12 protein-coding genes are annotated in these 11,529 nt (G+C 67.4%); 5 read left to right on the forward strand and 7 right to left on the reverse strand.

The features are described from left to right. Window positions 1-26: 26 nt before the first annotated feature. Together DBV10_RS01500 and gpmA are read right to left on the reverse strand one after the other, a co-directional pair. On the reverse strand, window positions 27-1,463 hold the full coding sequence (locus DBV10_RS01500; RefSeq protein WP_124509927.1) for a S41 family peptidase: 1,437 nt from the start codon (window positions 1,461-1,463) through the stop codon (window positions 27-29). Between the two features lie 122 nt (window positions 1,464-1,585). After that, on the reverse strand, window positions 1,586-2,329 hold the full coding sequence (gene gpmA / locus DBV10_RS01505) for a 2,3-diphosphoglycerate-dependent phosphoglycerate mutase (protein ID WP_124509929.1): 744 nt from the start codon (window positions 2,327-2,329) through the stop codon (window positions 1,586-1,588). Window positions 2,330-2,416: 87 nt separating this feature from the next. On the opposite strand from gpmA, the gene DBV10_RS01510 reads away from it, so the two are divergent. From DBV10_RS01510 to DBV10_RS01525, 4 genes are all read left to right on the forward strand, one after another. Beyond that, entirely contained in the window at window positions 2,417-2,824 is a 408-nt protein-coding gene (locus DBV10_RS01510; protein WP_124509931.1) for a rhodanese-like domain-containing protein, read from the forward strand. A gap of 78 nt (window positions 2,825-2,902) precedes the next feature. Then, complete coding sequence (gene grxC, locus DBV10_RS01515; RefSeq protein WP_124509963.1) at window positions 2,903-3,163, forward strand: glutaredoxin 3; 261 nt, start codon at window positions 2,903-2,905, stop codon at window positions 3,161-3,163. A gap of 271 nt (window positions 3,164-3,434) precedes the next feature. Continuing rightward, a complete protein-coding gene (secB, locus tag DBV10_RS01520; protein ID WP_063458840.1) occupies window positions 3,435-3,893 on the forward strand; it encodes a protein-export chaperone SecB in 459 nt (152 codons plus the stop codon). A gap of 220 nt (window positions 3,894-4,113) precedes the next feature. Next, window positions 4,114-5,136 (forward strand): NAD(P)H-dependent glycerol-3-phosphate dehydrogenase, encoded by a 1,023-nt coding sequence (locus DBV10_RS01525; protein ID WP_124509933.1) that lies wholly within the window; start codon window positions 4,114-4,116, stop codon window positions 5,134-5,136. A gap of 24 nt (window positions 5,137-5,160) precedes the next feature. Here the strand turns inward: DBV10_RS01525 and lysA are convergent, their stop codons facing one another. Then, entirely contained in the window at window positions 5,161-6,405 is a 1,245-nt protein-coding gene (gene lysA, locus DBV10_RS01530; protein ID WP_124509935.1) for a diaminopimelate decarboxylase, read from the reverse strand. A 122-nt stretch (window positions 6,406-6,527) separates the two neighbouring features. On the opposite strand from lysA, the gene DBV10_RS01535 reads away from it, so the two are divergent. Continuing rightward, entirely contained in the window at window positions 6,528-7,466 is a 939-nt protein-coding gene (locus DBV10_RS01535; RefSeq protein WP_124509937.1) for a LysR family transcriptional regulator, read from the forward strand. Between the two features lie 88 nt (window positions 7,467-7,554). Here DBV10_RS01535 and coaD read toward each other — a convergent pair whose 3' ends face one another. From coaD to DBV10_RS01555, 4 genes are all read right to left on the reverse strand, one after another. Further along, entirely contained in the window at window positions 7,555-8,058 is a 504-nt protein-coding gene (coaD, locus tag DBV10_RS01540; RefSeq protein WP_124509939.1) for a pantetheine-phosphate adenylyltransferase, read from the reverse strand. A 304-nt stretch (window positions 8,059-8,362) separates the two neighbouring features. After that, window positions 8,363-9,040, reverse strand: coding sequence for a 16S rRNA (guanine(966)-N(2))-methyltransferase RsmD (rsmD, locus tag DBV10_RS01545; protein ID WP_124509941.1), 678 nt, complete (start codon window positions 9,038-9,040; stop codon window positions 8,363-8,365). Then, window positions 9,037-10,389 carry a pitrilysin family protein gene (locus tag DBV10_RS01550; RefSeq protein WP_124509943.1) on the reverse strand — a complete coding sequence of 451 codons (1,353 nt, stop codon included), beginning with the start codon at window positions 10,387-10,389 and terminating at the stop codon, window positions 9,037-9,039. The genes rsmD and DBV10_RS01550 overlap by 4 nt, the downstream gene beginning before the upstream one ends. 21 nt (window positions 10,390-10,410) lie before the next feature. Next, the coding region (locus DBV10_RS01555; RefSeq protein WP_233589765.1) for a pitrilysin family protein at window positions 10,411-11,529 on the reverse strand (1,119 nt) is incomplete at its 5' end.

The raw sequence follows: 11,529 nt of genomic DNA on the forward strand, positions 1-11,529 counted from the left end.
AGCCTGAAGAGCAGAGCGCGAAAGGCTCAATTCTCTTTCTTTTCTTCCTTGCGTTCCGTCAGGGTCTTGCTGACCAGCACCGGGCGGCCCCTGAGCTGGTTGAGCGCCTGCACCAGCTGGAAGTCCTTGTCGGTCCCGAACTCGGGGATCTTGCGCTCGGCGGCCGGCTTCTTGGCCTCGTCTTCCATGCGCTTGCGGGCTTCCTCGCGCGCCTTCTCACGGGCCTCGTCCTTCTTTTCTTCGCCCTGGCCGCTGCCCAGGTGCTTTTCGAGGTCGGCCTCGCGCATGCGCAGGGCCGCAAAGGGGCTGCCCTCTTCCGACTCGTCGATCATCACGTCGGGCACGATGCCCTTGGCCTGGATCGACTTGCCGCTCGGGGTGTAGTAGCGCGCCGTGGTCAGCTTGATGCCGGTGTCCGGGCCCAGGGGGCGCACCGTCTGCACCGAGCCCTTGCCAAAGGTCTGGCTGCCCATGATGGTGGCGCGCTTGTGATCCTGCAGTGCGCCGGCCACGATCTCGCTGGCCGAGGCCGAGCCTTCGTTCACCAGCACCACCAGCGGCACCGACTTGAGTGCGGCGGGCAGGCGCTTGAGCGGGTCGCCCCCGCCCCGGCGCTGGTAGTAGTCGGGCGCGGCCTTGTAGGTGGCTTTGCTGTCGGCCAGCTGGCCGTTGGTGGTGACCACGGTCACGTTCTCGGGCAGGAAGGCTGCCGAGATCGCCACGGCAGCATCCAGCAGGCCGCCCGGGTCGTTGCGCAGGTCCAGCACCAGGCCCTTGAGGTTGGGCTCCTGCTTGTAGACCTCTTCCACCTTGCGCACAAAGTCATCCACCGTGCGCTCCTGGAACTGCGACAGGCGGATCCAGCCATAACCGGGCTCCACCACCTTGCCCTTGACGGACTGGGTCTTGATCTCTTCGCGGGTGATGGTGACGGGGAAAGAGCGGTTCTCGTCCTTGCGGAAGATGGTGAGCGTGACCTTGGTGTTGGGCTCGCCGCGCATGCGCTTGACGGCGTCATTGAGCGCCAGGCCCTTGACGGCCGTTTCGTCGATCTTGGTGATCAGGTCGTTGGTCTTGAGGCCCGCGCGGAAGGCCGGCGAGCCCTCGATGGGGGAAACCACCTTGATCAGCCCGTCTTCCTGGGTGATCTCGATGCCCACGCCCACGAAACGGCCCGAAGTGCCCTCGCGGAATTCCTTGAAGGACTTCTTGTCGAAATACTGGGAGTGCGGGTCCAGGCTGGAGACCATGCCCGAGATGGCGTCGGTGATGAGCTTCTTGTCATCCACCGGCTCCACATAGTCGGTCTTGACCAGGCCGAACACGGCGGACAGCTGCTGGATTTCCTCCAGCGGCAGCGGTGTCATGGCGCCACGCGCCACGGTTTGCAGTGACACCGTGGTGAGCGCACCCGCCACCACGCCTACCGACACCCATCCTGCAATCTTGAGTTTTTGGCCCATACAACACCTTTTACCGCTTCAAAACCAATATACACCTTGGAAGGGCCAAGCCCGCCGCAGTTCCGCATGGATGCTCACTTTGGCGGCGATCAGCGGGGTTTTCCCCCGCCTTTACCTGCAATTTACGCTTTGCCCTGGGATGCGACGGCGGCGGCAGCCTTCGCAGCCGCTTCGGCATCGCCCAGATAGTAGTGACGGATGGGCTTGAGGTCGGCGTCGAGCTCATATACCAGCGGAATCCCGTTGGGAATGTTCAGACCCACGATGTCGGACTCGGAAATGTTGTCCAGGTACTTCACCAGCGCGCGGATCGAGTTGCCGTGTGCGGCCACCACCACCCGCTTGCCCGAACGGATGGCAGGCGCCATGGCCTCGTTCCAGAACGGCAGCACGCGGGCCACGGTGTCTTTCAGGCATTCAGTCAGCGGAACACTCTCGGCCGCCACGCCAGCGTAGCGGCGGTCACCGCGCTCGCTGCGGGGGTCGGTGGCTTCCAGCGCGGGCGGGGGCGTGTCATAGCTGCGGCGCCACACCAGCACCTGCTCGTCGCCATACTGTTTGGCCATGTCGGCCTTGTTCAGGCCCTGCAGGGCGCCGTAGTGGCGCTCGTTCAGGCGCCAGTCCTTCACCACAGGCAGCCAGGTGGAGTCCATCTCGTCGAGCGTGTACCACAGGGTGTGGATGGCACGCTTGAGCACGCTGGTGAACGCCAGGTCGAACTCGTAGCCTTCGGCCTTGAGCAGCTTGCCGGCCGACATGGCCTGGGACACGCCAGTGGGCGTGAGGTCCACATCGGTCCAGCCGGTAAAGCGGTTTTCAAGGTTCCAGGTGGATTCGCCGTGGCGGATCAGAACGAGTTTGTACATGGTTTCCCCAGGAAAGGCGGGTCAAAGAAAAGCGGGCCAAAACCCAGCATTCTAGAATTACGCTGTTCGCCAACCCAAGGAAACTTCGTGAAATTCATTATTGATAACTGGTATCTGTTCCTCGTTGCACTGGCTTCGGGCAGCATGTTGCTGTGGCCGGTCCTCAAGAACGCCAGTGGCGGCTCGCTGACACCCGCACGTGCCGTGCAGCTCATCAACCGCGAAAAAGCCGTGGTCATCGACGTCTGCGAGACCGAGGAATTCGCCGCCGGCCACGTGGGCGGCGCCAAGAACGTGCCCCTCTCCCAACTGGAAGAGCGCCTGCCCACCCTGGTCAAGAACAAGGCCCTGCCCGTGGTGCTGGTCTGCGCCAGCGGCGCCCGCGCCAACCGCGCCGTGGCCATCGCCAAGAAGCTGGGCTACGACAACGCCCAGGCCATGGCCGGTGGCCTCAAGGCCTGGCGCGAAGCCAGCCTCCCTGTGGAAAAGGCCTGATCCAACCCCAGCTATTCGGTCAGCGCTACGCTTGCCGCTGGTTATTCAGCCCCACAGGAAGAAAGAGGAATGTCCGCCATGCAACCCGTGAAGATGTACACCACCGCCGTCTGCCCCTACTGCATCCGGGCCAAGCAGATCCTCAAGGCCAAGGGCGTGGAGCAGATCGAGGAGATCCGCATCGACACCGACCCCGCCGCGCGCAGCCACATGATGGAGATCACCGGCCGCCGCACGGTGCCGCAGATCTACATCGGTGACACCCATGTGGGCGGGCACGACGACCTGGTGGCGCTGGACGGCCGTGGCGAGCTGATGCCCCTGCTGGGCGCCGCCTGACCCCACCCTCGGGCGCTGCATAATGCAGCCCCATGTGCCCGCTGCGGGAGCTGGGCGACGATGAGTAAGTCTCCGCGATGGCGCGCGCCCTGATTTGGGATGGAATGCAAGGCGCAAAGCGCAGCAATAGCCGTAGCTATTGCGAGCATTTGCAACGCAGCAGACCACCCAAACCAGGGATGCGCGGCACGCGAGAGACTTGTTCAGCGTTGCCTTCACCCCGGCGGGTTTTGTTTTGCTAGAAATTTCGTTAGAGCAAAGAGACTTCACCATGGCCGACCAAGAAAATCCCGTGTTCCAGATCCAACGCGTCTACCTCAAGGACATGTCGCTGGAGCAACCCAACTCCCCCGCCATCCTTATCGAGCAAGAGCAGCCGAGCGTGGACATCCAGCTCGGCGTGGAAGCCACCCCCGTGGCCGAAGGCATCTTTGAAGTGTCCGTCACGGCCACGGTGCAGACCAAGATCAAGGACAAGACCGTGTTCCTGGTCGAAGCCAAGCAGGCCGGCATCTTCGAAATCCGCAACGTGCCCGAAGACCAGATGGGCCCCATCATGGGCATCGCCTGCCCCCAGATCGTGTACCCCTACCTGCGTGGCAACGTGGCCGACGTGATCAACCGCGCTGGCTTCCCACCCGTGCACCTGGCCGAAATCAACTTCCAGGCCATGTACGAGCAGCAGCAAGCCCAGGCCGCCGGCCAGGCTTCGCCCATCATCACGCAGTGATGTAAAGCGCCCCCTGAGTCGCTTCGCGCCTTCCCCCTCTCTCTACGCGCTGCGCGCTACGGGAGGGGGACGCAGCCAGCGGCCTGGCAAAGCCAGTTCCGCGGCTACCTCGCCTGGGCCACGCCGGTTCCACAGGCAGCAGGCAAGGCGCAGCGCAATGGACCATTGAAATTAAACATCCTATGGACCTCCAGCGCCCGACACATAAGCGCAAGCAGCTATGAAAATCATAGTCCTAGGCGCTGGCGCCTGGGGGTCGGCCGTCGCCATGAGCGCGGCCCAGCACCCCGCCGGGCATGCGGTCACCCTGTGGGCCCGCGACGCGGCCCAGGCGCAGAGCATGCGCAATCAGGCGCAGAACGCCCGCTACCTGCCGGGCATCGCCTTCCCCCCTTCTCTTTCCGTGGCCGACGGCGATTTCCGTCCGCTGCTGTCCGCTGCCGACCTCGTCGTCGTGGCCACCCCCATGGCGGCGCTGCGCGGCATGTTGCAGGCGCTGGCCGGCTGCACCGCGCCCGTGGCCTGGCTGTGCAAGGGCTTTGAAGCCGTTCCGGCTGGGGCCGGTTCGGCCTCTTTTGGGCTGCTGGCGCACGAAGTGCAAGCGCTGATAGCTCCCGATTTGATAGCAGGCGTGTTCAGCGGCCCGAGCTTTGCGCAGGAAGTGGCGCTGGGCCAGCCCACCGCGCTGGTGGCCGCCAGCGCCCACGCTGCCGTGCGCGACGCGCTGGTCCACGCCTTTCACAGCCCCAGTGTGCGGGTGTATGCCAACGAGGACATCGTGGGCGTGGAAGTGGGCGGTGCGGTGAAAAACGTGCTGGCCATTGCCACCGGCCTGTGCGATGGGCTCGCGCTGGGGCTCAACGCCCGCGCCGCGCTCATCACGCGCGGCCTGGCCGAAATGACCCGCCTGGGCCTGGCGCTGGGCGCGCGGCCCGACACCTTCATGGGCCTGTCGGGCCTGGGCGATCTGGTGCTGACCGCCACCGGCGACCTGTCGCGCAACCGCCGCGTGGGCCTGCTGCTGGCCGAAGGCAAGAGCCTGCAACAGGCCGTGGAATCACTGGGCCATGTGGCCGAGGGCGTCTACAGCGCCCGCACCGTGGCGCAGCGTGCGGCCGTGGTGGGCGTGGACATGCCCATCACCCGCGCCGTCGTGGCCCTGCTGGACGGCCAGCTCACCCCGGCCGCCGCCGTGGCGCAGCTGATGGGGCGGGGCCCGGCGTCCGAGCTGATCGAGCCCTGAGCGGCCCGGTCAACCCCTTTCCTTTTACAAACCCAGTTCCAGCGCGAGCAACTCATCCACCGTCTGGCGGCGGCGGATGAGGCGCGCCTGACCGCCATCCACCAGCACCTCGGCGATCAAAGGCCGCGTGTTGTAGTTGGAGGACATGCTCGCGCCATAGGCCCCCGTGTCGTGGATCACCAGCAGGTCGCCCACCTGCGCGGCGGGCAGGTCGCGCGGCAGCACCACGCCACCGTCGCCCTGGGTGAACACGTCGCCCGATTCGCACAGCGGGCCGGCCACCACGCTCGGGCGTTCAGCGGCCGTTGAGCCATCGCGGCGCAGCACGCTCATGGCGTGGTAGCTGCCGTACATGGACGGACGCATGAGTTCGTTGAAGCCGGTATCGACCAGCACAAAGTGGTTGTTGCCCGCGTTCTTGGTGGCACGCACCTGGCCCAGCAGCACGCCGGATTCGGCCACCAGGAAGCGGCCGGGCTCGATCTCCAGGCCCAGCTTGTGGCCCACGATGGCCTCGGCCTGCTGGCGCGCCGCGTCCCACAGGCCGTGGTAGTGCTGGGTATCGACCACCGGGTCGCCACTGCGGTAGGGGATGGACAGGCCGCCACCGGCCGAGATGGCGTGCAGGTCATGCCCCGCCGCATGGGCCGTGCGCACCAGGTTGACCATGGCGCCACACACTTCCTGCAGGTGGCTGTAATCCACGCCCGAGCCGATGTGCATGTGCAGGCCCACCAGCTTCAGCCCGTGCTGCGCGATGGCGGCCAGTGCTGCAGGCAGATCGGTGTGCCAGATGCCATGCTTGCTGTGTTCGCCGCCCGTGTTGGTCTTGTTGCTGTGACCATGGCCAAAGCCGGGGTTGATGCGCAGCCACACGGCATGGCCTGGCGAGCGCGCGCCCAGCTGGTGCAGCATGTCGATGGAGCCTGCGTTAACCGGCACGCCATGCTCCACCACGCAGTCCAGCGTGGCGGCATCGAACAGGTCGGCGGTGAAAACGATCTCCGAAGGCTCGCCGCCTGCCACGTAGCCCGCCGCCAGCGCGCGCAGGATCTCGCCGCGCGAGACCGCATCCACCTTCACACCCTGCTCGCGCATCAGCTTGAGGATGTGGATGTTGGAGCAGGCCTTTTGCGCAAAGCGGATGGTCTCGAAGTTGGACACCTGCGCAATGCGCTGGCGGATGGTGGCCGCGTCATACACCCACAGCGGGGTGCCGAACTGGTCGACCAGGGCCCAGAGCTGGGCGGGGGAGAAGGGGTTGGACATGGGGAGGCTCCAAAGGCAGAAGGCGTGAACGATGCGCGGATGATGCCGCCATCCGCGTATTCAGTCGAATGCTTTGGTTTACGCCATCCATTCAATATAGATATGCTTTGCACATGACTGGCATGTCCGACCCCACCCTCACCCACCGCATCACCCACCGCCACATCGAGGTCTTCCGCGCGGTGATGACCGCCGGCAGCGCCACGGGCGCGGCCGACCTGCTGCACAGCTCGCAGCCCACCGTGAGCCGCGAGCTGGCGCGGCTCGAAGCGCTGCTGGGCTATGCGCTGTTCGAGCGCGCGCAAGGCCGCCTGCGCCCCAACGCGCGGGCGCTGGCGCTGTGGGACGAGGTGCAGCGCTCCTGGCAGGGGCTGGAGCGCGTGGTGGACCGGGCCGTGGCCCTGGGCCGGCCCGACGCCGTGCAGCTGTCGGTGCTGTGCCTGCCCGCGCTCGCGCACGCGCTGCTGCCCGGCGCAGCGGCGCGGCTGATGCAGCACCACCCGCAGGCGCGCCTGTCGGTCACGCCGCAAGAGTCACCGCTGCTGGAAGAATGGATGAGCGCCCAGCGCTTTGACCTGGGCCTGTGCGAGCAGGCCAGCGCCCCGCCCGGCACCCGCGCCGAGGTGCTGCTCACGCTCGACGAGGTGGCCGTGTTGCCCGCCAGCCACCCACTGGCCCGGCAGCGCAGGCTGCGGCTGGAGGACTTTGCCGGTGAATATTTTGTGAGCCTCTCAGCCGACGACCCCTACCGCCGCCTGATCGACGCGCGTTTTGCCGAGGCCGGCGTGGCCCGCACCCTGCGCATGGAAACCCACAGCGCCGCCGCCGTCTGCGCCATGGTGCAACAGGGCCTGGGCGTGGCCATCGTCAACCCGGTGACGGCCCTGGCCGCCGCCAGCGACCAGCTGGTGCTGCGGCCTCTGGCGTTTTCGATCCCGTTCAGCGTGACGGCGCTCCTGCCGCTGTACCGCCCACCCCTACCCGAGGTGACGCCCATGCTGGAAGCCCTGCGGGCCGAAGCCGCCGCCATTGCGCAGCGGCTGGCGCAACAGGATGTTTAGCTACCATTTATATAGCTAAAAACCCTTTTCCATCGCGCGGCAACGGCCATTTTCTTGCATAGAAGCGGGCCACCACCCGCTGAGCAGGTCAGCCCGGCGCTGCCAGGCTGCGCACCTTGACCGCCAGGCGCTCCTCGACCGACGGCGACACGAACTTGGTCACCTCGCCACCCAGCACGGCGATCTCGCGCACAAAGGTGCTGCTGATGAACTGGTATTTGTCGCTGGGCGTGAGGAACACGGTCTCCACCTGCGGCATCAGGCTGCGGTTCATGCCCGCGAGCTGGAACTCGTAGTCGAAGTCGGTCACGGCGCGCAGGCCGCGCACCATGGCCTTGCCGCCGCGCTCCACCACAAAGTCGCGCAACAGGCCCGAAAAGGGCTCGACCTGCACCTGGGGATACATCTTCACGGCCTCGCGCACCATCTCGATGCGCTCCTCCAGCGAGAACAGGGTCTTCTTGTGGTGGCCCGCAGCCACGGCCACGATCACGCGTTCAAACAACTGGGTGGCCCTGCGCACCACGTCTTCATGGCCCAAGGTGATCGGGTCAAAGGTTCCGGGGTACACGGCGAGCACGTTCTGGGCCATGGCTGGTTGTCTCCTGTATGGCGAATGACGTTGGCCCCCGGCCCCCGGGGCATTCCCCCCGCAGGGCCCGCCGGGCCGCGTGCGCGCATTATGCAGTGCAGTGCAACATAAACCTGCGGGGCCCCGTCTCCTCCGCTACCGGCGGGGAGGCCCGGTGGCGCAATCCCCCGCTGCATGCGGGCGCGATGGGCGCCTGCGATCCGCCAGCAGGGTGTGGCGGCCAGCCCCCCTGCTGCCTCCCGTCTGGCGCATTCCGTCGCCCGGCAACGGAAAACACCTTGAGCACCCAGGGTGGGCGCGGCTTTCAGGCGCGCTTCAACAAATGCGCGTGCACCGCACCGGCCTTGAGGTGGCGGTGCAGCACCAGGCCACTGGCGGCCAGCTCCTCGTCCGTCCAGGCGCGAGGGGCTTCGAGGTAGATGAAGCCCTCTGCAGCCACGGCCTTCGCAGCGGCCTGCAAGGCGGGGGCAAACAGGTCGCCGTCAAACGGCGGGTCGAGCAGCACCAGGTCCACGCTGGCGGGCGCGGCCTGTTTCAGGGCGGCCACACCGTCACCGCGCTGCACGCGCACGGCGCTGGCCTGCAGCTTGGCCTGCAGCACCTGGAGCTGCGCGACCAATGCTGCATCGCTTTCCACCAACTGCACGGCTGCGGCGCCGCGCGACGCGGCTTCGAACCCCAGCGCGCCCGTGCCCGCAAACGCGTCCAGGCAGCGCCAGCCAGAGAGGTCCTGGCCCAGCCAGTTGAAGAGCGTTTCGCGCACGCGGTCGGGTGTGGGGCGCAGGCCCGGGCGCTGGGCCACGGGCAGGCGGGTGCGCTTCCACTGCCCACCGATGATGCGGATTTCGCCCGCGCCTTTGGGGGCAGCGGCGGCGGGCTTGTCCTTGGGGCTTTTCTTGGGGGCCGCCGGGGCAGCGGCCGCTGCCTGGGCCTTGCGGATCTCGGCGTTGATGGCGCTGCCGCGCAGGGTGGACCGGCTCATGGCTGCTTGCCTCCCACCACCACGGTCACCATGCGTTCGGGCTGCAGCTTGCGGGCCATGGCGGCGCGCACATCGGCCACCGTCAGGGCATCCACCTTTTTCGTCCACTGGTCGAGGTAGTCCAGCGGCAGGTCGTTCCAGGCCATGTTGGCCACGTTGGAGAGCAGTTTCTTGTTGCTGTCGATGCGCAGCGCGAAGCCGCCCATGAGGTTGTCCTTGGCGGCACGCAGCTCGGCCTCGGTGGGGCCGTCGGCCACAAAGCGGGCGATCACGTCGCGCGACACCTGCACGGCCTCTCGCGCCTGGTCGGGGCGCGTCTGCAAGCCCACGGTGAAGGCCCCGGCATGCAGGCCCGATGCGAAGTAGCTGTACACGCTGTACGAGAGCCCGCGCTTTTCGCGCACCTCGTGGGTCAGGCGCGAGACAAAGCCACCGCCGCCCAGGATGTGGTTGCCCACCAGCAGCGCCACAAAGTCCGGGTCGCGGCGCTGAAAGCCCGGCTGGCCGATGAGCACATGGGCCTGGGCCGAGGCGAACGGAATGTTCTGCTCGGCCGGCGCGGTGAGCGCGTTGATCTCACCCACCGGCGGCAATGGCGCGCAGCCTGTGCTGGCCGGCAGGCGCGACAGCAGCGTGGCCACCAGCGCCTGCGCCTGGGCGCGCGACACGGCCCCCACGATGCTGACCTTGGCACGGCAGGCGGCGATGTGCTGGGCGTGGAAGGCCTGCATGTCGGCCACGCCGACGCGTGCCAGCGTGGCTTCGGTGGTGCGCACGCCATAGGGGTGGCTGCCATACACGGCAGCGGCGAACGCGTGGTTGGCCACGGTGGCGGGGCGGGTGTTGGCCTCTTTCAGGCTGGCGCCCCAGCGGGCGCGGTCGCGTTGCCAGACCTCGTCGGTCGTCATGGGCTCGGCGATCTGCCGCGCCGCCAGGCGTGCCGCGCGGTCGAGCAGCGGCGCGTCGGTCAGCGAGCGCAGCGCATAGTGCAGCGCATCGTTGTCGGCGGCGGCCTCGAAGCTGGCACCCAGGTCGGCCCAGGCTTCGCCCAGGGCGTTCTCGTCGAGCGCGGGCTCGGCGGCGCCCGCCGCCTTCACGCCCTTGCCGGCCATGGCGGCCACGGCGCTGGCCAGGCCCGACTGGCCCGCCGGGTCGCGGCGGCTGCCGGCGTCAAAGTCGATCTGCACGTCCACCATGGGGATGACCGGGCTTTCCACCAGGTACACCTTGGCGCCGCTCGGTTCCGTCCAGTGCTGGATGGGCAGCAGCGCCCAGGCGGGGTTGGAGTAAATAATGGCTGTAGCGCCTGCCAACAATGCGCGAGCAGCTATATTTTTGATAGTAATCATGTGCAAAGGCCCAGTGCGGGTTCAGCGGATGACCGCGCCGGGCGGCAGCGTGGCGCGCGGGCGTGGGGCATCCAGGGGCTGTGGCAGCAGGGTGGCCACGGTGAGCTGGTCGTCGCCAAAGTACTTGGCGGCCACGGCCTGCACCTGGGCCGGGGTCACGGTGCGCAGCAGGGCCAGCAGGCGCTCGTTGGCATCCAGCGGAAAGCCCTGCACCCAGTTGCCGCCCAGCTCCTGCGCCTGGCTCATCACCGAATCGCGCTCGTACACGGTCGAGGCGATCCATTGCGTCTTCACGCGGGCCAGTTCCTCCTCGCTCACGCCGTCACGCGCCACACGGGCCACCTCGGCGCGCAGCGCGTCTTCGACCTGCTGGGCGGTCTTGCCTGCGGCCGGCACGCCGCTGAGCATGAACAGGCTGGGGCCGCGCCCCGTGACCATGGCCGAGCTGCTGGCGCTGTCGGCCACGCGGCCCGCGCCCTGCGTCAGGGCCCGGTCCAGCCGGGCGCCGTCATAGCCGTTGAACACGGCCGACAGCACCATCAGCGCCAGCGCGTCACGGTCGCTGTCGGTGAGCGTGTCCAGCCGCTTCAGGCTGGGCGCACGGAAGGCCAGCGCCACATAGGCCTGCTCGGCCGGGGCCTTGACCGCGATGCGGCGCAGGCCGGGCTGCACGGGCTCGGTGCGCGGCTTGCGTGCGGGCAGCGCATGCACGGGCAGGCTGCCGTAGTACTTTTCGGCCAGCGCGCGCACCTGCGCCGCATCCACATCGCCGGCCACCACCACGGCGGCGTTGGTGGGCGTGTACCACTGGCGGTGGAAAGCGCGCACGTCCTCGGGCGTCATCGCATCCAGGTCGCTCATCCAGCCCACGATGGGCCGGCGGTAGGGCGAGGCACTGAAGGTGGCGGCAAACAGCTGCTCGGCCAGCACGGCGCGGGGCTGGTCTTCGGTGCGCAGGCGGCGCTCTTCCTTGACGACCTCGATCTCCTTCTTGAACTCTTCGTCGGGCCAGTGGTTGTTGGCAAACCGGTCCGATTCGAGCTTCATCACGTCTTCGAGGCGATTGGACGGAATCTGCTGGTAGTAGCCCGTGTAGTCGCGGCTGGTGAAGGCATTCTCCCGCCCGCCCAGGGCCGCCAC

Origin of the sequence: Acidovorax sp. FJL06 (assembly GCF_003852545.1) — a bacterium.
GTDB lineage: Bacteria > Pseudomonadota > Gammaproteobacteria > Burkholderiales > Burkholderiaceae_C > Acidovorax.

Bases quoted from the DNA above. Each gene is read 5' to 3' on its own strand.
- coaD (WP_124509939.1), bottom strand. From the start codon at position 8,058: ATGGCCCAGAACGTGCTCGCCGTGTACCCCGGAACCTTTGACCCGATC.
- DBV10_RS01525 (WP_124509933.1), top strand. From the start codon at position 4,114: ATGAAAATCATAGTCCTAGGCGCTGGCGCCTGGGGGTCGGCCGTCGCC.
- gpmA (WP_124509929.1), bottom strand. From the start codon at position 2,329: ATGTACAAACTCGTTCTGATCCGCCACGGCGAATCCACCTGGAACCTT.
- DBV10_RS01535 (WP_124509937.1), top strand. From the start codon at position 6,528: ATGTCCGACCCCACCCTCACCCACCGCATCACCCACCGCCACATCGAG.
- lysA (WP_124509935.1), bottom strand. From the start codon at position 6,405: ATGTCCAACCCCTTCTCCCCCGCCCAGCTCTGGGCCCTGGTCGACCAG.
- secB (WP_063458840.1), top strand. From the start codon at position 3,435: ATGGCCGACCAAGAAAATCCCGTGTTCCAGATCCAACGCGTCTACCTC.
- DBV10_RS01550 (WP_124509943.1), bottom strand. From the start codon at position 10,389: ATGATTACTATCAAAAATATAGCTGCTCGCGCATTGTTGGCAGGCGCT.
- DBV10_RS01500 (WP_124509927.1), bottom strand. From the start codon at position 1,463: ATGGGCCAAAAACTCAAGATTGCAGGATGGGTGTCGGTAGGCGTGGTG.
- grxC (WP_124509963.1), top strand. From the start codon at position 2,903: ATGCAACCCGTGAAGATGTACACCACCGCCGTCTGCCCCTACTGCATC.
- rsmD (WP_124509941.1), bottom strand. From the start codon at position 9,040: ATGAGCCGGTCCACCCTGCGCGGCAGCGCCATCAACGCCGAGATCCGC.